Origin of the sequence: Acinetobacter sp. YH12120, from assembly GCF_013418795.1 — a bacterium.
GTDB classification, from domain to species: Bacteria; Pseudomonadota; Gammaproteobacteria; order Pseudomonadales; family Moraxellaceae; genus Acinetobacter; species Acinetobacter towneri.
In genome coordinates, this window is the sequence record NZ_VPBI01000018.1 from 19,190 (window position 1) to 41,226 (window position 22,037).

At 40.6% G+C, this 22,037-nt stretch carries 13 protein-coding genes; 4 read left to right on the top strand and 9 right to left on the bottom strand.

Annotated features, from left to right (window positions below):
- Positions 1 to 2: 2 nt before the first annotated feature.
- The 5 genes from FTU58_RS11105 to pilG all read right to left on the bottom strand — a co-directional run bounded on the left by FTU58_RS11105 (position 3) and on the right by pilG (position 8,193).
- Complete coding sequence (locus FTU58_RS11105; protein ID WP_180062432.1) at positions 3 to 4,577, bottom strand: Hpt domain-containing protein; 4,575 nt, start codon at positions 4,575 to 4,577, stop codon at positions 3 to 5.
- 169 nt (positions 4,578 to 4,746) lie between these two features.
- On the bottom strand, positions 4,747 to 6,822 hold the full coding sequence (locus FTU58_RS11110) for a methyl-accepting chemotaxis protein (protein ID WP_004975528.1): 2,076 nt from the start codon (positions 6,820 to 6,822) through the stop codon (positions 4,747 to 4,749).
- Positions 6,823 to 6,868: 46 nt separating this feature from the next.
- On the bottom strand, positions 6,869 to 7,405 hold the full coding sequence (locus tag FTU58_RS11115; protein WP_004975527.1) for a chemotaxis protein CheW: 537 nt from the start codon (positions 7,403 to 7,405) through the stop codon (positions 6,869 to 6,871).
- Between the two features lie 3 nt (positions 7,406 to 7,408).
- A complete protein-coding gene (locus tag FTU58_RS11120; RefSeq protein ID WP_004975526.1) occupies positions 7,409 to 7,777 on the bottom strand; it encodes a PleD family two-component system response regulator in 369 nt (122 codons plus the stop codon).
- Between the two features lie 32 nt (positions 7,778 to 7,809).
- On the bottom strand, positions 7,810 to 8,193 hold the full coding sequence (gene pilG, locus FTU58_RS11125) for a twitching motility response regulator PilG (protein WP_004975524.1): 384 nt from the start codon (positions 8,191 to 8,193) through the stop codon (positions 7,810 to 7,812).
- A 275-nt stretch (positions 8,194 to 8,468) separates the two neighbouring features.
- Here pilG and FTU58_RS11130 point away from each other — a divergent pair, with 275 nt between their 5' ends.
- The 4 genes from FTU58_RS11130 (at position 8,469) to FTU58_RS11145 (ending at position 15,303) form a co-directional block, all read left to right on the top strand.
- Entirely contained in the window at positions 8,469 to 9,113 is a 645-nt protein-coding gene (locus FTU58_RS11130) for a hypothetical protein (protein ID WP_154320463.1), read from the top strand.
- 49 nt (positions 9,114 to 9,162) lie between these two features.
- Positions 9,163 to 10,296 (top strand): efflux RND transporter periplasmic adaptor subunit, encoded by a 1,134-nt coding sequence (locus tag FTU58_RS11135; protein ID WP_131261509.1) that lies wholly within the window; start codon positions 9,163 to 9,165, stop codon positions 10,294 to 10,296.
- Positions 10,297 to 10,359: 63 nt separating this feature from the next.
- Positions 10,360 to 13,464, top strand: a complete 3,105-nt coding sequence (locus FTU58_RS11140) for an efflux RND transporter permease subunit (RefSeq protein ID WP_180008765.1) — start codon at positions 10,360 to 10,362, stop codon at positions 13,462 to 13,464.
- Between the two features lie 123 nt (positions 13,465 to 13,587).
- On the top strand, positions 13,588 to 15,303 hold the full coding sequence (locus FTU58_RS11145) for a proline--tRNA ligase (protein WP_179988582.1): 1,716 nt from the start codon (positions 13,588 to 13,590) through the stop codon (positions 15,301 to 15,303).
- A gap of 58 nt (positions 15,304 to 15,361) precedes the next feature.
- Here the strand turns inward: FTU58_RS11145 and FTU58_RS11150 are convergent, their stop codons facing one another.
- From FTU58_RS11150 to FTU58_RS11165, 4 genes are read right to left on the bottom strand one after another with little or no spacing between them, the layout of a single operon-like run.
- The gene (locus tag FTU58_RS11150) at positions 15,362 to 16,768 is read right to left on the bottom strand and encodes a hypothetical protein (RefSeq protein ID WP_180062433.1); all 1,407 of its coding nucleotides are present in this window, start codon (positions 16,766 to 16,768) and stop codon (positions 15,362 to 15,364) included.
- A 14-nt stretch (positions 16,769 to 16,782) separates the two neighbouring features.
- The gene (locus tag FTU58_RS11155; protein WP_180062434.1) at positions 16,783 to 19,029 is read right to left on the bottom strand and encodes a DUF6160 family protein; all 2,247 of its coding nucleotides are present in this window, start codon (positions 19,027 to 19,029) and stop codon (positions 16,783 to 16,785) included.
- A 33-nt stretch (positions 19,030 to 19,062) separates the two neighbouring features.
- Positions 19,063 to 19,779: a hypothetical protein gene (locus tag FTU58_RS11160; RefSeq protein ID WP_004975509.1), complete on the bottom strand. Its 717-nt coding sequence runs from the start codon at positions 19,777 to 19,779 to the stop codon at positions 19,063 to 19,065.
- Positions 19,780 to 19,792: 13 nt separating this feature from the next.
- Positions 19,793 to 21,883 carry a hypothetical protein gene (locus FTU58_RS11165; protein ID WP_180062435.1) on the bottom strand — a complete coding sequence of 697 codons (2,091 nt, stop codon included), beginning with the start codon at positions 21,881 to 21,883 and terminating at the stop codon, positions 19,793 to 19,795.
- Between the last annotated feature and the right edge of the window lie 154 nt (positions 21,884 to 22,037).

Below are 22,037 nucleotides of genomic sequence, written 5' to 3' on the forward strand. Positions count from 1 at the left end.
GTTTACCCCTGACTAACTGCTAATAATTGTTCAATATTGGCAAGCAATTCTGCCTCTTGGAACGGTTTACCCATGTAGTGCGTCACACCCAAGCTAAACGCTCGTTCGCGGTGTTTTTCACCTGTACGTGACGTAATCATGATGATCGGCAGATTGCTATGCATGTCGTGGTGGCGTACAAGGTTAGTCACCTCAAAACCATCCATACGTGGCATTTCAATATCCAGTAACATCAAGTCAGGTTTGACGTTTTCAAGCTGCTCCATGGCATCGACACCATCTTTGGCAGTCACGATGTCATAACCTTGACGCTCAAGCAGACGTGAAGTTACTTTACGTACGGTGACTGAGTCATCCACAATCATAATTAAGCGGCGTGTATCACGACGTTGGCTATCACGTTGATCGCTGGCTTGTTTAGTACGTTGCGTTGCAAGAATTTGACGGGCAATGTTCTGACCATCCAAAATCAAACAAACTTGACCATCACCCAAAATAGTTGCGCCTGCAATTGCACCAATGCTTGAGAACTGTTGTCCAATTGGTTTCACAACAATTTGACCACGCGAACCAATCAACTGATCGACTAGTAAAGCAATGGTTTGACCTGTGCTGCCTTTAATTAACAGAACAGGTAGTGAATGACCCACATGGCTTAAACGCGGTAATGGCTGATTGCCAACGAACTCAGATAAGTAACGTAACTTGTAGTTCTGGTTGTCAATTTGGAAGAAATCTTCATTGCTGTTGAAGTAAGATTCCAAAGTGGTTGGTGCAATACGTACAATACGGTCAATTTGCGCCAACGGTACAGCAAATTGTTGATCACCAACTTTAACCATTAAGGCATCGGATACCGCAACCGTCGTTGGTACACGAATACTAAAGGTTGTGCCTTGACCTAATGTTGAATCTACAGAAACGTGACCGCCGAGCGCCTTAATCTCACTTTGCACCACGTCTAAACCAACGCCACGACCTGAAATTTGTGTAACCGATTGTGCTGTTGTAAAGCCTGGGTGGAAAATGTATTGCAGAATTTCGTTTTTATCTAAATTCTGATCGGCTTTGATTAAACCTAAGCTCAATGCTTTTTCTTTAATCTTGGCATCATCAATACCCTTACCATCATCCACAAAAGTCACCATAACATCTGTGCCTTGGCGAGTAATGTTCAGTTCAATTTTACCAACTTCAGGTTTATTGGCTGCAGCACGTTGTGCAGGGTCTTCAATACCATGGTCGACCGCATTACGCAGCATGTGTTCAAACGGTGTCACCAAACGCTCTAGAATGGTACGGTCTAATTCACCTTCAGTGTTATAAACCACCAATTCTGTTGGACGGTTTAAGGTCGATGAAGTCTGACGCACAATACGTTGTAAACGTGGCAATAAACGTGAGAATGGTACAAGGCGTGTGCGCATCAAGCTTTCTTGAATTTCGGCCTGAATACGTGATTGTTGTAATAACAAACCTTCAGCATCACGAATTTTTTCAGCCAAGGTGCTCTTAAAGTCCACCAAGTCCGATGCAGATTCCGCCAGAGATTTAGACAACTGATTCAACGATGAATATTGATCCATCTCTAATGGGTCAAAGTCTGCATAACGTGAGTTTTCAGAACCGTGCTTGGCAATAATTTGCGATTCCAGCTCGCCTTCCATTCGACGTAACTGATCGGCAAGACGTTTAATCGCCAATTCCATCTCATTCAACGTACCGCCCAGTTGCCCAAGCTCCATTTCAATACGTGAACGGTTAATCGAGTTCTCGCCTGACAAGTCAATCATCTTCTCGACTAAATCGGCCGAGATACGAATCATCTCATTGCTATTATCCAGCTGTGTGGTTTCGCCCCACTCACCCGACATTGCAGGCGGCTCTGTACCATCACCCTGAACAAACTCATAACTACGGCTTGGCGATAACAAGTCGGTATGCGTTAAACGCTCAGGCAATTGCGCAGATACATCTACAAACTGCATTGCCGACAAGCTAGATTTTAAGCTGTCATAATTGCTGTAATCTGCTTTGAAAATTGCATCACGTAACCACGCTAACGTGGTTTGCAACAAGGCATCATAAACATTTGAGTTAAATTGATGCACCGCAAACTGTTCAAAGGCACTTTCAAGTTGATAGGCAATTTGCGCAACAGGCTCAATTTCAGCCATACGTGCACCGCCTTTTAAGCTGTGTGCCGCACGTTGTAATTGAAGCAAGATACTACGGTCACTACGCTGTTCAAACCATTGTTTCAAACGCTGATCTGCAGCATCCAAAATTTCTTCCGCTTCTTCTCGGAAAGTTTCAACCACAATTGAATGTAATTGCTCATCTTCAGATTCAGCACTTGCTTCAAGACTTACAGTTTCTGTGATCGGCTCAAATGCCGCAGCAGCAGCGTCTTCAAAATGTGCATCATCAGCAATAACTGCGTCATCTTCAGCTAAATCTGCAGTTGTATCTTGCAACGCTTCTACCGCCAACTCAGGCTGTGCATCAACCTCTTCTACTGCCTCAATAGTCTGTTCAGGCTGCGCTGCGGTTGTCGCACTTGCAACTGACACATCTGCATCGCCTTGTGCCAAGCTAACAATGTTGCCTAAAATTGCAATCGACTCTGGCGCAGCATAGTCCACACGCTCATCACGAATGGTCTGAATACGGTCTGCAATATCATCTTGCACCAAACGAATAATTTGAATTAACGCAGGTGAAACAACAATTTGGTTGTTAATGATACGCTCGTAAATCGACTCAAGGTTGTGTGCAATTAAACCAATATGCGTCGCAGAAATCATATTTGCACCACCTTTTAAAGTGTGCAAATAACGCATTAAGTTGTTTAAAGCCGAAGTATCGCTGGCGTCTTTTGACCAAGTATTGACATCTTCATCCATACCCACCAAAAGCTCTTCTGCTTCTTCCAAGAAGATATCCAGCAAGTCAGGATCGAAGTCTTTGTTGGCATCATCGGCATGCATGTTTTGTTGATCTGATGCAATACGTTGTGACAATTGCGCCAAATTCACTGTGCCCGAATTTTCGCTAGCAACTGCAGCAGGCACCGCTTCAGGTTCTGCAACAACTGTTGTTTCTACAGCATTGTCGCTCACTGATGTTTCAGCATCTTCAAGTGCAATTGCATCAATGTCTTGCTGCACAAATGCAGTTAAGTCATTTAAGGTTTTCTGAATGTCTTCTGTAACCGTAACACGCTGTCCCGCAGCCAAGGTATCGAATAAATGAATAAACTCTTGGTGTGCCTGTGCAAATAACTCATAACCATATTCAGAGTTAAGCAGAATTGGTTTGGCTAAAACACTGTCGTAAGCAGCTTTAAGTTCTTCAGTAAATTGATGAATACCCACAGACGCACGGTTATCGGTATGCTCTACCAACAATTGCGCTTGTGCGCTGAGTTCTTCTAAATAGATTGGGAATTGCGCTTGCGCCAATTTATCAAATTCAAATTCGGCATCAAGTAAACGATCAATATTCAGTTCGATTAGCTTCGATACTAAACCTTGAGGATTAGAGTCTTCTGTATCGCTGGTGCTAAAGCCGTAGCTATCCCATGCTTTATTAAAAGTTGCATAGATTACATCTAAACCATCACAGTGACCTTGACGAAGTACATGCAGATAATCCCGGACAAATTCTGCATATTGCACCAACAGCGCAGTTTCTTTTGATGTAGATTCAATTTCATCTTGTACAAACGCTTTAAACAAGTTTTCAACTTTAGAACTGGCTTGAAAAACTTGATCAATTTGCGCCATAGACGAACTGCCGCGCAGTGTATGTAATGCACGGATTAAGCCATTATAGTCTTGTGAGTAAATCTGATCTTGTGCCAAGAACTGATCAATGGTCGCTAAATGCTCTTCAGCTTCTTCTACAAAAATAGCCAGAGTTTCAGCCAATAGACTCGCATCAGCAGCCTCTTCTTGTGCAACTTCTGTCTGCGGCATTTCTTCAGCAGTCATTACATCTTCAGATGATTCAACTGCTGCGACAGCTGCTGTTTCAACTGCAGCATCCGTCAATTCTAGTCCTGTCGGCATATCAGTGGCAGTCAGTTGATCTGCTAAAACCAGCAACTCTTCCAATGCAGGTTCAGGACTTTGGTTTTGCTGTAATTGTTGTCCTAAAAGCACCAATGGGCGTAAATCAAGATCAATTAAACCGACTTGCTTAAAAATTGGATAAAGCTTGTATTGATAAATATTTAAAACAGTTTTTGCGTATTTTTGAATATCAGTATTGAGTGTTACCGCACCCGAAAGCACACGGTTTAAAGTATCTTCAACCGTCCATGCCAACTCGCCCGCAGACTTCGCACCCACCATGCGACCCGAGCCTTTTAAAGTGTGAAAGTGACGACGAATAGTTACTAAAGTTTCTTGATCTGTTGGGTTCGCAAACCAAGTTGTAAATAATGGATTTAATTCTTCGAAGATTTCTTCAATTTCTTCGACAAAAATTTCAAGAATTTCCGCATCTTGCTCAAGATAACTATCTTCAGGAAGCGTCATTGTTTCGACTAAATTTTTTAATATTTCTTTCATAGCTAAGGCTTCTTACGTTTTCAGCACCAAAAGGCACTTCAACTTAATTGTAACCATCCTGAATGCCCCTAACCCAAAAGTTAAGTTCATCTTTGCGATGCTTTATCTCTGAATGATGGTGTACCCATAACAGTGTATAGGTACACCTTTCCCCAAGCTGGAATCCCGCTTATTCAGGTAGTTTAAAGTCAGTTACAGATTCACGTAATGATTCTGCCATGTTGGCCAACTCAGATACCGAACGTGCAGTATCGAAAGTTGCACTGGTCGTTTGCGAGGTAATTTCCTGTACAACGTTCATCGTGGTTGCAATGTGACCTGCAGAAGCAGACTGAAGTTTTGCAGCATCCGAAATGTTAGAAATCAATTTCGCAAGGTTGGTCGATACCGTTTGAATTTCATCCAGTGCAACACCCGCATCCTTAGATAAGTTCGCACCACGTACAACTTCCGATGTGGTTTGTTCCATCGAAATTACGGCTTCGTTGGTATCGGTCTGAATGGTTTTAACCAGTGTTTCAATCTGTTTGGTTGCAGATGCTGAACGTTCCGCTAGACGCTGTACCTCGTCGGCTACGACTGCGAAACCACGACCTGCTTCACCCGCCATAGACGCCTGAATTGCTGCGTTTAATGCCAAGATGTTAGTTTGGTCGGCAATATCGTTAATCAAGGCAACGATGTTACCAATCTCTTGTGAAGATTCACCCAAACGCTTAATACGTTTAGAGGTTTCTTGAATTTGCTCACGAATGATATCCATACCTTCAATTGAACGGTTTACAACGTCTGCACCATTCGATGCAATATGTACTGAACGTTCTGCTACCGCTGCTGATTCTTCAGCGTTGGCAGATACTTGGTCAATCGACATTGCCATTTCGTTAATTGCGGCAGATGCACCTGCAATTTCTTGCGCCTGATGCTCAGATGCTTCAGCAAGCTGGTTGGTAATGTTCTGTGTGGTTGCCGTATATTGTGCAACTTCGTGCGATGTTTCGTGAATACGCGATACAAGGTCACGTAATTGGTCAATTGCGAAGTTAATCGAGTCGGCAATTGCACCCGTGAAGTCTTCCGATACTGTTGCGTATGAACGTAAGTCACCATCTGCAAGGTCGGCAATCTCATCAAGTAAACGTAAAATCGCGTTCTGGTTACGGTCATATTCATCTTGTAGACGAACCACGCGAGTTTTATCGGCTTCACCACGTAAGTTCAAGAGTTTGAATACACAGAATAAGAACGCAAGTAATGCTGCAATTAAGCCAATTGCAGGAATTGCAATAGACCAACCTGAACCGCTAGACAATTTATTTAAATTGGTTAAAAGCTTATCTGACTGATCAAAAATAGAAGATGATGCCTGACGTACTTTTACAATTTGTGTTGAGTTATTTAAAACTGTTGCAGCAGCAGATTTCAATACATCTTCATATTCTGCTTGAATACCTTCTAATGAACTACGTAAATCTTCTTGAGTAATACGTTGTACACCAAGTTCCACACTACCATTTAACTGTGCTGCCAAGTAAGCACCAAACGTTTCGGTATCGGCACTAAAGTCATCTGCAGATTCACGTGAACTGTCTGTACCTGTTAATACAGAACTGATTGAACGTAAAATACGTTCTGCAATGAATACTTGGTTCTTTGCAATAACCACCTGGCTACTTGGCATGTCTTGACGTGCCATTTGGTCAACCATCAAGTTATATTCAGCCTGAATACCCGGAATGGTTTCACCAATTGCAATGTTGGTGTCATAGAGTTGGTTAATGATTTTTTGTTGCGAAGCAATCAAATCAATATTTTCAGAAACCGATTTCCACTGTGTTTCCACTTCACGCAGTGTATCTGTGCTGGCATGAATATCCTTCACTGTTTCTAAGTGAGCAGCAAAGGCTTTTTGTGAATCTGTTAAGTTTTTAATAGATTCAGGCGTACCTGATGCAGTCGCTTCGGTTGCTTGACGTGAAATGGTTTGTGACAACAGACGTAAATCACCCAAACTACGGGTAAAATCGTTATTACGCGGCACGCTATAAAAAAGGTATAACAACAGGAAAAGCGATAAGATGATACAAAAAGCTGCGCCTAAAATAAGTGGCTTAGATTTTTCTGTTTCGCCAAATACACTCGCAAACTCTTCTGTTCGCGCCTGTAATTTTGCAAAAAAACCTGGACCACTTGCTTTACGGACGGTTTCTTCGCCTGAATTTTTCTTTTTAAGTTTAAAGCCCATGCAGCTTCTCCCCGATTGACGCCTTCATTTTTTAGGTGCGCGACAGTTAATTTATAAATTTTATAGATGCGTTCATGTATTTTGGGTTTTGCAATAAACGACTAAATAAGAAAACATGCCATTGTTGGTTATGTTGGTGAAAATACCCCTGACAATATTCTTGTAAATTACTATCTAAATCATTGTGTTTAGAAAAGAAACTTTTCTTATTAAAGTGCTGTATACCCAAAACTTGATCTACAACTAAACCGACATAATGGTCATTATGACTAATACACATTACTTTTTGAGTAGGTGAATATTGGCTGCTTTGCCCAGAAACATAATGTGCCAAATCTGAAACTGAAAGTAATCTTCCGCGAATATTCGCTAAACCTACTACCCAAGGTTGGGTATTTGGCACTGGCGTATATTTCGGTGGATAAATAACCTCAGAAACTTCTCCTAATGGAGCAACGAAATATTGCCCCATCATCTCAAAAGCAATGCCTGACCAGCGGTTTACCTCATTTTCGGTACTAACGTAGTTTTTGTTTCCACGTTTAGATAACCGAAGCAATTCAATAAAACCATTTGCAGCCATAGCTTATCCTGCATTAAGGTGTTGATTAATCACATCAATTAATTGTTTTTCGTCAACAGGCTTAGTTAAGTAATCGCTTGCACCTTGGCGTTTTCCCCAAACACGATCAGTTGCCTGATCTTTGGTACTCACAATTACAATTGGAATGTGTTTGGTGGTGTCACCACGCGAAATTTGACGTGTTGCCTGAAAGCCATTCACGCCTGGCATAACCACATCCATTAATACTAAATCTGGTAATTCAGCTTGCGCCATGGTCACGCCATCTGCACCATTCGCTGCTTCAATGACTTCAAAACCATGCTTGGTCAAGATTTCTCTAAAGCGGAATGTTTCTGTAGGTGAATCATCTACAATAAGAATACGAGCCATTATTTTCCCCAATAAATCTAACTAACTAATAATTATGCGGTCACGTGGTTACGAATGGCGTTTAATAATTCATCTTTACTAAATGGTTTAGTCAGATACTCATCAGAACCCACGACACGTCCTTTAGCTTGGTCAAATAAACCATCTTTACTTGATAGCATAATGACAGGAATGTTTTGGTAGTTTTGCGAGTTTTTAATTAAGGCACACGTTTGGTAACCATCTAGGCGTGGCATCATAATATCTACGAATACGATATCTGGATTTGATTCTGCAATTTTGGATAAAGCTTCAAATCCATCAACTGCGGTAACCACTTCACAACCTTCACGCTGCAGAAGTGTTTCAGCTGTACGGCGAATGGTTTTTGAATCATCAATCACCATGACTTTTAGATTTTGGAATTTATCGTCCATTCAATGACCCTTCCCATTTTTGTTTGTACAAGCAACTGAGTAGAAAAATCTTACACATTGATCGTATTTTTAACATATCTTTACTTGTAGTTTCAATGAACATATTTAGTGTAAATCTACACTTTTACACCATTATCACCAAACCGCTCACACTTTCTTGTGACCATTGATATTTTTTATCGGTTGTATTTTTTTAATTCCTAATTTTGATCTAATATAACACTATTATTACGTGTAATTTAAGTAATTTAGTCAACTTTATTGTGGGGGACAACGTGAGCACTTTTTTTGCAAAATCACTCGCTGTCAAATTAAAACAAAATAAGCAGTCACTTAAATTGGGCATGCTTGCTTTACTGCTCTTGTCCTCTGCCCCACTCATGGCTGACAGCCAGAACAAAGCGGTGTGGTATCGCTATTATGATCAACATGGCGTTGCAAATATTAGTAGTAATGTGACACCTAATCATATTCGTCATGGCTATGAAGCATTAGACCGTAACATGCAAGTGATTCAGCGCGCACGTCCATACAACACTGAAATGGATATTAAAAAAGCCCCACAACGTGCTGCTCAAGCGTATCAAATGGAATCTGATCAGCGTTTAAAAAAAGCCTATACCAATAGTCAAACCGCAATCACTAAACGTAATAACGCTTTAGCGCATATTAAAAAGCAAATTATTTTCCAACAAGAACAACTCAAACAGCTGCAAAATGACCGTATTACTTTTAAACGTCAAGAAATGGAGTATTTACGCAAGGTCAAACCTGTGCCTGCACAACTAAAAACCAATTTGGACAATAACTTAAAAAACATCGAGCTTAAAAAAGATATGATTCAATCTTTACAAACAAGCTATCGAAATACACAAGCAGAATACGACAGAATTATTACTCGCTTAAAAGCACTTGAATAGTTGATTTGAATTACCTTGTCATTTTGGCAATCAATAAGGACAAATATGCATGCACATTGCACAGCGTATCGCAGTTAGGTTTAATCGGCAGCATTTACCCATTTTTCGTATCGGTGCAATCGGTTTATGTATTTTGCTGAGTGCCTGCCAAAAAACAGAAACTGAAAATAAAACAACAGTATCAGAAAAAATTGAACTCATTCAGCAAGATTTAGTGACACCACAACAAGGCAGCGCAATCAGTAAAACTGCCTTTACAGGCACAGTGCGTGCTGTGAATCAAAGCAGTATTCAAGCACAGGTGACTGCCACAGCAACCTCAGTCTATGTCAAAGTGGGAGATAGCGTACAACGTGGTCAAACCTTGCTACGCTTAAATAATCAGGATAATGCTGCGCGTTTAGCACAAGCTCGCGCCAATTTAGCTGCAACGCAAGCGCAAGCCAACCAAGCCCGCAACATGATGCAACGAAAAAAACGTTTGCTCGATCAGGGTTTTATTTCACAAGTGGAATATGAGCAAAGTCAGTTAGATTATCGTGCGCAAATGGAAAATGTACGCGCCCAACAAGCCAATGTCGATATTGCACTAAAAGCCGATCAAGATGGCACGATTACCAGTCCAATTCATGGTGTCATTACCCAACGTCAAGTTGAGCCTGGGCAAACTGTGGCTGCAGGACAAACCTTATTTGAAGTCGTCGATCCGAACCAATTAGAAATTCAAGCGAAATTACCAAGCGACTTACAAGCCGCACTCAAAATTGGTCAAAAAATTGAATATCAACTCCAAGGACAAGCAAACACATTTAATGCACAAATTAGCCGTGTTTCTCCTGTTGCGGATTTAGCCAGTCGTCAAATTGAATTTTTTGCAACCCCGCTTGATCGTCTTCCCTCTTTAAGTATTGGGGCATTTGTGGATGGTTATATTTTAGCGAACACGACAATTTCAGGGCAAATCATCCCACTCAATACCATTCACGATATCCAAAACAAACCTTATGTTTGGGTGATTCGAGATCAAAAAATTGCCCGCGTGGATATCACAGTTTTAGAACAGCGCTATAGTGACAATACTGCTGTGATTCAAGGCTTACAGAGCAGTGATCTAGTCAGTCGAGTGGTGTTCAACCCCGATCAAATTCAGCAGCAGGTGATCATTCAAAATAACCCTCAATAAATTGAATTTCATCTCAATGCAGTAGTGCAGATGTCCAATAAATAAAAAATCAGGATCGTTGTTATGTGGTTTACCCGAGTTAGCGTCAAGTATCCCGTTTTTACCATCATGATGATGTTTTGTCTAATGGTGCTTGGCTTGGCTTCATGGCAACGTATGGGCGTGGAAGAATTTCCTGACGTCGATTTTCCGTTTGTAGTGGTTTATACCAGTTATCCAGGTGCATCACCTGAAACAGTTGAATCTGAAATCACCAAGAAAATGGAAGATCAGATCAACACCATTTCTGGACTCAAACAACTGGTTTCACAATCCAGTGAAGGGTTATCTACTATTATTGCCGAGTTTAATTTAGATGTTCCTTCGGCAGTGGCGGCACAAGATGTACGCGATAAAATTTCGTCTGTCAGTGCAGGCTTTCGAGATGAAATTCAAGACCCTGTGGTGGAGCGCTACGACCCAACTGCCAATGCAGTCATGTCGATTGTGTTTGAATCCTCACAAATGTCTTTGCGTGATTTAAGTTCCTATTTAGATCAACAAGTTGTACCGCAACTGCGCACTGTGTCTGGTGTCGGAACTGTTAATTTATTGGGTGATGCACAGCGACAAATTCGTATTGAGGTAGATCCACAAAAGTTAATGAGTTTTGGACTGGGTGTAGATCAGGTCATCAACACGCTCAAAGCTGAAAATATTGAAGTACCTGGCGGCACACTCAAACAAGCCAATAGTGAATTGGTGGTCGAAATCCAATCCAAAGTCATTCACCCTCTGGCTTTTGGCGATTTAATTATTGCCAATAAAAATGGTGCGCCAATCTTTTTAAAACAAGTTGCCACAATTCAAGACAGTCAAGCAGAGCTGGAAACCAGTGCATTTTTAAATGGGCAAACTGCAGTTGCTGTCGATATCTTGCGTAGTTCAGACTCTAATGTCATTGAAGTGGTAGATAACACTTATAAAACCTTAGAACGTATTCAAACCCAACTGCCTGCTGGCATGACTGCAAAAGTCGTGGTGGATTCTTCTAAAGGGATTCGTGGCAGTATCCGTGATGTAGCGCGCACCATTATTGAGGGTGCGATTCTGGCAGTCCTGATTGTACTGTTGTTTCTTGGTTCATTCCGTTCTACCGCCATTACAGGATTGACCCTGCCAATCGCCCTACTCGGCACACTCACCTTTATTTGGGCATTTGGCTTTACCATCAACATGATGACCTTACTGGCGCTCTCGCTCAGTATTGGCTTATTGATTGATGATGCAATTGTGGTACGTGAAAATATCGTGCGTCATGCAGATATGGGCAAAGACCATGTCACGGCTGCTTTGGATGGTACTAAAGAAATTGGCTTAGCAGTTTTAGCAACCACCTTAACCATTGTGGCGGTATTTTTACCTGTGGCATTTATGGGCGGCATTATCGGACGCTTTTTTTATCAATTTGGTGTCACCGTCAGTACTGCCGTACTGATTTCCATGTTTGTCAGTTTTACGCTGGATCCAATGCTTTCTGCACACTGGGCAGAAAAAGCAAATCCGAATAAAAAACCTGGACGGGTAAAACGCTTCTTAAACTGGATTTCTAACAAACTCGACAATTTAAGCCATCATTATGAAAAACTTTTAAAATTGGCACTACGATTTCGCGTTATCACCTTATTGATTGCCGTGGGTTCATTATTTGCTGCACTCGGATTATCCAAACTGATTGGCACAGAGTTTGTACCTGTACCTGACAAAGGTGAAATTCGGATTAAATTTGAAACACCTGTGGATGCATCGCTTGAATATTCACAAGCAAAATTAAAACAAGTAGATCAAATCATTCGTCAACACCCAGAAGTACGCGCGACTTACGGGGCCATTAACAGCGTGACAGATCGCGGGAAAAATCATGTTAATTTACGTGTAACTGTCAGCCCGCGTAATGAACGTCAACAAACGCTAACCGAACTCAATAACGAATTTCGCCAGCGTCTACAAAGTGTTGCGGGCATCACCATCACCTCTGTCGCCTCTGCCGATGAAACGGTTTCTGGTGGGCAAAAACCTGTGATGGTGTCTATTAAAGGCCCTGATTTAGCAGAATTACAAAAAATCTCTGACCGCTTTATGACCGAAATTGCTCAGGTGAATGGTATTGTCGATTTAGAAAGCTCGCTAAAAGCTCCTAAACCTACATTAGGTGTTCATATTAACCGTGTCCTTGCCAGCGATTTAGGGCTATCGGTAAATCAAATTGCCAATATTATCCGCCCACTGATTGCGGGGGATGATGTCACCACTTGGCAAGATGAACGTGGCGAAACCTACGATGTCAATGTTCGCCTTACAGAAAACCATCGTAGCTTGCCGAGCGATGTGCAAAATATGTATTTAACTTCACAAAAAACCGATGCCAATGGACAAAATATTTTAGTGCCTCTAGCAAGTGTGGCGAAGTTTGAAGAAAGTTTAGGTGCAGCGCAAATCAACCGCCGTGATTTGGCCCGTGAAGTTTTGGTCGAAGCTAACACTGCTGGACGTCCTGCAGGGGACATTGGTGCCGACATTCAAAAAATTCAGGATAACTTTAAATTACCCGCAGGTTATAGCTTCGACACTCAAGGCGCCAATGCTGACATGGCTGAATCTGCAGGTTATGCACTGACTGCAATTACCCTGTCTATTGTGTTTATTTATATTGTTTTAGGTTCGCAATTCAACAGTTTCATTCACCCCGCAGCAATTATGGCTTCCCTACCTTTATCGTTGATTGGAGTATTCTTGGCACTGTTTATTTTTAACTCGACCATGAACCTGTTTTCTATTATCGGTATTATTATGCTGATGGGATTGGTCACCAAAAATGCGATTTTACTAATTGATTTTATTAAAAAAGCCATGGATCAGGGCGATTCACGTTATGATGCAATTATAGCTGCAGGGAAAACCCGTTTACGCCCTATTTTAATGACCACCAGTGCAATGGTGATGGGGATGGTGCCACTCGCACTTGGCTTGGGTGAAGGCGGCGAACAAAGTGCGCCTATGGCACACGCAGTCATTGGCGGTGTAATTACATCCACCCTACTCACCTTGGTGGTCGTACCTGTCATTTTCACTTACTTAGATGATTTTAAGAATTTTATGTTACGCCAAACGCGTAAACTGATTTCTTAAAATCTCACGCAAAGTCACACAATCGTTCGGGCTAAATTTTAACGCAAGTTTAGCCCGATTTTTATTGTATAATCTGGCTTTGAAAAAACTCCATTTAACGCTTCACTTTTTAGGACAGTTTCCATGCGCGCGAGTCGCTTTTTATTTGCTACGTTAAGAGAAACCCCAAACGATGCCGAGGTGATTTCTCACCAGCTGATGTTACGTGCGGGTATGATTCGTAAATTGGCTTCAGGTTTATATACTTGGCTGCCAATGGGTGTGCGTGTGCTAAATAAAGTTGAAGCCATTGTTCGTGAAGAAATGAATCGCGCAGGTGCTTTAGAAACTTTTATGCCTGTCACTCAGCCTGCCTCACTTTGGGAAGAATCAGGGCGTTATGTGCAATACGGTCCTGAATTACTACGCTTTAAAGATCGCCACGACAATCCTTTTGTACTTGGCCCAACACATGAAGAAGTCATTACCGATTTGGCGCGTAATGAATTAAAAAGCTATAAGCAATTGCCAATCAACTTCTATCAAATTCAAACTAAATTCCGTGACGAAATTCGCCCACGTTTTGGGGTAATGCGTTCACGCGAATTTATTATGAAAGATGCTTATTCTTTCCATACCGATCAAGCTTCTTTACAAGAAACTTACGATGTCATGTACGACACCTACTGCCGTATTTTCTCGCGCTTAGGTTTAGACTTCCGCCCAGTACAGGCAGATACAGGTTCTATTGGTGGTTCAGGTTCACATGAATTCCACGTTCTAGCTTCAAGTGGTGAAGATGATATCGCCTTCTCTACCGAATCTGATTATGCAGCCAATATTGAAATGGCTGAAGCTATTTTGGTGGGTGAACGTGCTGCGGCAACGCAAGAACTCAAAATTGTGGATACACCAAACCAAAAAACCATTGCGGAAGTTTCTGCATTTTTAGGCACAAATAGTAACCAATCAGTCAAAGCGCTCTTGGTTCAAGGTGTTGCAGATGAAACAGGTCAAGTGCCTGTGATTGCATTATTCCTGCGCGGTGACCATGAACTCAACGAAATTAAAGCAGAAAAGCATCCACAGATTGCAGCACCACTTACTTTTGCAACCGATGCACAAATTGCAGCGTTAGGTTTAACTGCTGGCTTTGTTGGTCCACAAGGTTTGGTTGAAAAAGGCATAACTGTGATTGTAGACCGTGCTGCATCAGTACTGTCTGACTTCGTTGCAGGTGCAAACCAAGTTGATCAACACGCAACAGGTGTAAACTGGGAGCGCGATGCACAATATACTGAAGTTTATGATTTACGTAATGTCGTTGAGGGCGATCCATCTCCCGATGGGAAAGGAACTCTGCAAATTAAACGCGGTATTGAAGTCGGTCATATCTTCCAGCTTGGTACTAAATACTCAGAAGCGTTGGGCTGTAAAGTATTAGGTGAAGATGGCAAACCGTTTACTGTTACCATGGGATGCTATGGGATTGGTGTTACCCGTGTGGTTGCCTCTGCCATTGAACAGAACTTTGATGATAAAGGGATTATTTGGCCTGCAGCCATCGCACCATTTGAAATTGCGATTGTGCCAATGAACGCACATAAATCACCACGTACATTAGAAGCAGCAGAAGCACTTTATGCTGAACTTCAAGCTGCAGGTTATGATGTATTACTGGATGATCGTAATGAACGTCCTGGGGTGAAATTCTCTGATCTTGAGCTTACAGGTATTCCGCACCGTATTGTGATTGGTGAGAAAGGTTTAGATGCAGGTACTTTTGAATATAAAGGTCGTCGTGATGCTGAATCTAGCAACCTGACGAAAGAAGAATTACTCATCAAAATTGCTAAATAAGGTTAAACACTAAGCATAAAAAATCCCGCACAAGTTGCGGGATTTTTTTCATTTGGAATTAACAGAATTTCATACCACCATAACAGTTAGGGGTAACGTTTTGGTTTTGTAAAACCTGATTATTAAGTGTTAATCTGGCTGGTTGACCCGTGTAATATCCTGTGTAACCACCAACATCGATATTCATTTTACGCTCGATTGGTGTACCAGCCAATGAACCTAATGCTTCTAACAAACTTACATCTACATTATGCTTATCTTGCATTAACTCAGAAGTTAATGCTTTTGCGACCTGTGGTAGTACTGCAGAAACATCTACCAAATCCGCAGTTGCCAAATAACCTAATTGCACTGGTTCCTTAAACGACATCCACCAACCTTGTTGTGCAATATCTTTTTCATCTGCACCCATCCACTGCACAGGTTTACTTTGCAGAGATAAATACCCTCCTGTGCCATTGAGTGGAATATTGTGAATCATATTTAGGGCTTGGACAAAAGTAATATCCATATTAAGTTCATCCAAACTCGAGCCTGCTGACATTTTAAAGAATGAGTGATCACCAACAGAACCAAACAATAAAGGAGGAAATGTGACATATAACTGGTCTTTTGAAAAGTCAGGTGTTCCATTTACATCACCAGTATATGTCCCAGACTCTGTTGCCGCTAGCGGAATAGAAGCTAATGTTGAACGGATACCCGTAACTATAGCGGACTCCATACGCTGACCAGTCACTACTGTTTCAGGCATCGTAAAATCAGCTCGCATCGATGGAACGGTAATCCCAGTATGTCCTTCTGCGCCAGGTTTACTTGTATAGACACGATCCTGCCCCAACGCAGTCAGTATCCCACTAATTTTTTGGTCAGAGGCATTACCAAATTTAGCTTCTTTAGTAAATGAATGCCCTTGCGTTTGTGCCATTTTCATATAACCACTGAAACTTTTAATCCCGTCATTTGGGTTTTGCACGTTATCTGTACCCAAAGTCAGTAGACCTAAAATTTCTTCTGCACCTAAGCGAAAACCAACCACTTCACGTGTTGACGCACTATTTCCACTAATCGCAAATTCAATAAATGGATTGGTAATTTGTGCACTGGTACCCGCACGTTCACCATTAAACTTTGGGTTACCTGTTGAATCATAGGATTCATTCAAACCACTTAACGAAATATTAGAAATATCAATATCACATCCCGCTTTACCACCAATCGCGTTATTTACACCGCCACAACCTAATTGTAGCGTTTTAATGTTGGCATTAAGCTCCATGAGTGCATCAACACTTAGTTTATAAAAATTTAACCCTTGCGATTGATCTGTCGCAGTCATCAGGTTCAAAAGTGCCTGACCTTGTACATGAGATAACTGATCATCATTTAAAGCCTGCATCGCTTGAGCAGAATTGAATGAAAAAGCTGTACTTAAAATAGATGCAACTAAAATTGTTTTTTTCATTTTATTTCTATCCTTTAGCGTGGCGTAATGCCCAATGTGCTGCGCATGGTTCCACCTGTAAGTGCGACAGATGCGATTTTCTGCATATTGCCATTGGTAGACATTGCAAAGTTTGTTTTAAAGGGTTGAGCAATATCATTTTTATAATTAAATTTCACTTGATTGTCTAAAGTGACCGTATCTGCACTGACGACGACTTTTCCTTTGACACCTAAATGACCTTCCATACGATTCAAGTTAATAGAAGACGTTTGAACAGTTTCATTATTCACTTGATCTTCATTAATCAAACTAAAATAACTACCTAAATTCTTCGGATCAGCCTGTTCTGTGCTATCTAGACTTCTAAACTTAAAGTTCGCATCAAAAGACAAAAAGTTTGAGTTCGGATTAGTATCGGTTGGATCCATTCCAGGAATTACCAACAATTCACCATTGCCATCTAATTTAAAAGCAATTGTGGTCAACACATCATCTTTCTTAGAGAAATTATCGTAAGGTACAAAACCACCGCATTTAGTTGATCCTGTGACGCAGTTGTATTTCGAACCTGGTAATTGTCCAATCGCTAACTCTGCTTTTGCTGCAACTAATAAATGATCTGCACGAATATAAATCCCTTCATCTTCATAACCAATCACACCGTCGGACTGAATTAATGCATCAATATTTCTTAAACCAGCATAATAGTTGACAGCTTCACCAGCATGCAGGCTGTCTTGCCCGTCAATTAAGATAATAGAAGTGGTACTTGGTAAGCCTGTTTTTGAATCAATGCCATAACCTTCGGTAGAAACAATAGCGTTATAACCAATTCCAGTTTTGTTCGTTCCATCATAAGGTGACAGATATTGTTTACCCGACAAGGCCACATTGGCATTTAAATTATAAATTGGAATCCCAATACCCCAAGAACCACCATCTCCTGTCAATTCATTTAAAGAGTTGTCAGAAATAATTCTAGCTTTGGCTGCAATAGACTGAAAGTCCATACCACGAACAGCGATCAGTGAGAACTGGTCACCTTCAAGCTTACTCGATAGCAACTGGTTTAAAATAGGACTGGTTGCACCAATGGTATTTTTAATATTTTCATTGACTAAAAAATTGAGGTTTTTCGCTTGTACGGTATTAATATAAATATCGCCAAAATCAATATAAGCATTTTTATTGTGCAAAGCACCTTGTGCATCACGTGTGGTTAGCGGTCTTAAATTCGAAAACTCAACCGCATAACTGCCTTTTCCTGTGTGCCCAATTTCTAAGGTTGTTGGTAATTGCCCTGCAGCCAAGCCTACCGTATTTTGATTGGTAAAATCAGCAGATAAGCCCAAATGCAAACCACCTTGCCCCACCACAGTATCGTAGCCTGTAACTGCGGTATTTTTAGTTTCAATTACACCATTGACCTTATTCGAAACGTCAAAATTGGCAACATTTTTTTGATGCCCATTAAAAAACAATTTCGCATTGCTTACCGCACCTGATGCACCAAAGCGAATTAAATTTTTATCATCATAACGCAAGTCAATATTGACCCCAGGGTTAGTTGCATTTTGTCGGCTACTAGCAACATCACTCAGGTCTTTCACTCGTCCAAGATTCACAAAATGGTCGGTGGTGCCATTTTTAGTGGTAAAGACCAATCCCTCATCGGCATCAATGTACATATAGCCGTCAGTCGCAAAATTAAAGTTAAAATCATGCATAGATAATTCATGCTTACCTAAACCATGACTAATTTTGGCATTCTGTAACTGGAAGTTTAAATGTGCCGTTTCATTTTGATTGAATAAACCTGCTTTGGTTTCTAATAAAACTTTTAAAGGTGATTTAGTTTCTAAGCCGAACTGACCCAAGCTTTGTGTTTCTTTAGTACAACTATTTCCGACACAGTTTTTTTTGACCAAGTTTAAATCTGCAGTCGATTGAAAAGCATCAATACTCGCATCGATACGCACACCTGCGCCAACATCAGTTTTCCCCACATCTAAAGCAAGCTTACTGATAATAGGCTGGTTATTCTGTCCTTTAATTTCTACATTATGTAAGCCTAAACCCTGTTGAGTTCCAGCCACTAAATCAGGATCATACCAATTGACTTGATTAATCGTGGCTTTAGACATTTCATGGGTGATTACAATACCATCTTGCCCACTTACATCAGACAAATGCTGGTCTGCAATCAGCTCTAAAGCATACACTTGTTGCGCACAAAGTACGCTCAATGTTAATAAATTCAACTGCATTATTTTTTTCATTGTTATTTCCCTATACTGTACTTAATCCTATATTCAACAACGACTTGCTGCTGAACCTGTACAGTTGTAGCTAAATATTTTCACATTGCCAGACATGTGCATATTGCCGTGAATATTTAAGCCCATAAATCCTTTTTCAGCGCCCTGATCAAACAAAGGTACATCTTGCTGAACTAAGTTATAACTACCATCTTGTTGATAATTTCTTCCTTGAAATTTGGTATATACCTCTGAATTTGCATAACCTTCATTTGCTCCCTGCCCTGTACCTGTTTCGATCGCCATGGTTGCAAAACCCAAATTTCTTATTTTTAATGGCTTATCATCATAAAACTTAAGCTGCATTGCCGTTTGTGGGTCATTTTTATGATTAATAATAGTCGTGCCATCTAAAGAAAATTTATCTATTTGTATGGTGCCCTGAATTTGTTTAAATACCAGCCATTTTTTATTGCCGTTATTATCTTCATGGTTATTGGGTGCAATCGCTAAACGACAAAGCACATTATTGTCAGCACAATTTTTACTATAGCGATAATAAACTTCTGTAGGTTTAGTCCCACCATTAAATTTAGAAATATTGCTGAGTTCTAAATTTTCGGCATATTCATGGTTTAACGATAACGTCCAACTGAGGTCTGCTCCACCTTGACCAGTAGCCTGCGTTAATTCATGATTTTCCAGTGCAATTAAATTGGCATGGGTCAAAGGACTACACATCAATGCAATACAAGACAGTTTTTTCAACATGATGATTCTCCTTTTATAGACCTGTTGTTTTAAATTTAAGGTGCTGAATCAGCACACCATCTATTGCAACTGAACCTAGATTCTTAGCAGTACCATCTACACCCTTAAATACAACACCTGTGGCATCCGTATGATCTTTGGCACGCAACATATTATTTGGCAAGCGTTCTACAGTACCAATTGCAATACTACTATGCGTCGCATTACGTCCTTGATACATCGCAGCACTGTCATTGACATTGGCTTTTAGCGGTGTGCCACAACTCACCACATTACAGGTAGAACCTGTAAATGCTGTAGAACCTAAATACCCACCCTTTCCATCTTCATAATTTTGATAAATTTTATTGTAAATTTCAGGAACATTCGGAATACGTGTTACTTCCAGCACAATATTATTGCCTTCCGAACCCACCACAAAAGGCTGATACATATTCCCTAAAACTAAATTGATATTCGGACTGTATAAATACAAACCCTCTGTATCATGAAAAACTGGTGCCAATGAACCATTTATTGCTGGTGTGACCGCCGTTCCATCCAAAGTATCTGATTTTGCTGCTGTACTAATGCGAATCCCTTTACTGTCTAAGTTTGAATCTGTGAAACTTAGATTCGCAGGATTATCATTGGTATTTAAACGCAATAAACTTGCCATACCCAAGGTTTGATGATGATTTGGATTATCAGAGTCTAAAGTCTGAAATAGTCGCGTTTGAGAACCATTTAGGCTTAAACCATTGGCAACAAACTGAGTACGTAAACGGTGCTCTTTATCTAAACCAGATTTTGGCGCCCCAGTGCTTGGATCCACCTCTGCACTTGAGTTCAACTGACGTGAAAAAATATCAGTCCAAAAGCCCAATTTAATATTATTATCACTTTCAGTTGCTGTAGTAGTTGCGAGCGGTGCCTCTAGTGCTAAATAACCAACATCTTTTTCTACATTTTTAAATTGTTTGACTTTTTCTGTACCTGCACGGAATAACCATGGATTGTCTGCAGAACCCCAGTTAAAACCCTGATTGCTATAACGACTGCTTAAAGAGTTATCACTTTTAGATAATGCCAGACCATAAATAAAGACATCTGCTTTGGTTCTTAAAGATTGCACAGGAGAACCTAATGCAGCAATTTCCGCTGCCTGTTCAGCCGATTGTATAATTTGAGCATAAACTTCTGCCACAGCAGACTTGGCTGTATCTTCTGCAAGTTGACTCGCATTATATTTAGCCCGAATATCAGCCGATGCTGTTTCTTTGGTTATTTCAGCCTGTATTAATGTGTCTACTTGTGAGCCAACTTGGTCTTCTCGAGTGAAGTTGCCAAGCCCTTTATAAAAATCAGAATTCAATAAATCATTATTATCTTCTGCCGACCGACTCCCATATAAAAGATCAAGCATTTCATAAGTGTTTGTAATAGCATATTCTTTTGCTTTCTTTTCATACTTTAAAACGCCAGTTGGATCCTCGCTAACTGGTCGTGTGGTATATGCAGTAGTTCCATCTTTTTTTAAACTCTTTCTACGCCCCGAAGTCCCATCCCTATAGTCTGCAAGACGCTGATTGTAATAATTCTTGAGCGTCTCATTATTAAAAAAACCTTCACGAACATCAAATGTAAATGTTTCTGTTTTCGCTTCAACATCTTTTTCAATATTTTTAGTATATTCTTGATACAGAGTTGAATATTGACTTGTATAGGTTTGTTCATAAGTTGAACGGTAAGTTTCGTTATATTTATGTGCTGCCTTACCTTCTAAAACACTTTGATTATAAGTATTGTTATAAACCGTATGGTATGCACTTTCTGCCAACTGCGCATAATTCTCCCCCGTCGGGATAATACGAATAAAGCCCGTATCATATTGACTAGGGTTTTCTAGCCCACGTGTATAGCTCGACCCTGTTGATAGGTCATTCGGTTGCTGAAACACCATTTTGAAATCATCAAGGACTAAAGCAACCCCTTCGCCTGTGGTATTTGACAAAGAGTCATCGGAGAGTGCTTGTAAAGCATAACTCGGGTTCGTCAAAAGTAAGCCTATCGCAGTGGCTAAGCAACGCTTACGAAAAGGGAAAGTAATTGCGTGTTCAGTCATCTCGACCTTCCTTTTATCTGATGCTCCGCATCTTTCTTTTATTTATCTATGACTTGGCTATTTATTAGGGTGTTTTTATCCTTAAAAACGTGATTATGCCAAACCAATCTCAAATTTAATTATGCTGAATATTAATACAAATGCAAAAAAAAAC

Coding starts and splice junctions, on each gene's coding strand:
- FTU58_RS11105 (WP_180062432.1), bottom strand. CDS start 4,577: ATGAAAGAAATATTAAAAAATTTAGTCGAAACAATGACGCTTCCTGAA.
- FTU58_RS11110 (WP_004975528.1), bottom strand. CDS start 6,822: ATGGGCTTTAAACTTAAAAAGAAAAATTCAGGCGAAGAAACCGTCCGT.
- FTU58_RS11115 (WP_004975527.1), bottom strand. CDS start 7,405: ATGGCTGCAAATGGTTTTATTGAATTGCTTCGGTTATCTAAACGTGGA.
- FTU58_RS11120 (WP_004975526.1), bottom strand. CDS start 7,777: ATGGCTCGTATTCTTATTGTAGATGATTCACCTACAGAAACATTCCGC.
- pilG (WP_004975524.1), bottom strand. CDS start 8,193: ATGGACGATAAATTCCAAAATCTAAAAGTCATGGTGATTGATGATTCA.
- FTU58_RS11135 (WP_131261509.1), top strand. CDS start 9,163: ATGCACATTGCACAGCGTATCGCAGTTAGGTTTAATCGGCAGCATTTA.
- FTU58_RS11140 (WP_180008765.1), top strand. CDS start 10,360: ATGTGGTTTACCCGAGTTAGCGTCAAGTATCCCGTTTTTACCATCATG.
- FTU58_RS11145 (WP_179988582.1), top strand. CDS start 13,588: ATGCGCGCGAGTCGCTTTTTATTTGCTACGTTAAGAGAAACCCCAAAC.
- FTU58_RS11150 (WP_180062433.1), bottom strand. CDS start 16,768: ATGAAAAAAACAATTTTAGTTGCATCTATTTTAAGTACAGCTTTTTCA.
- FTU58_RS11155 (WP_180062434.1), bottom strand. CDS start 19,029: ATGAAAAAAATAATGCAGTTGAATTTATTAACATTGAGCGTACTTTGT.
- FTU58_RS11160 (WP_004975509.1), bottom strand. CDS start 19,779: ATGTTGAAAAAACTGTCTTGTATTGCATTGATGTGTAGTCCTTTGACC.
- FTU58_RS11165 (WP_180062435.1), bottom strand. CDS start 21,883: ATGACTGAACACGCAATTACTTTCCCTTTTCGTAAGCGTTGCTTAGCC.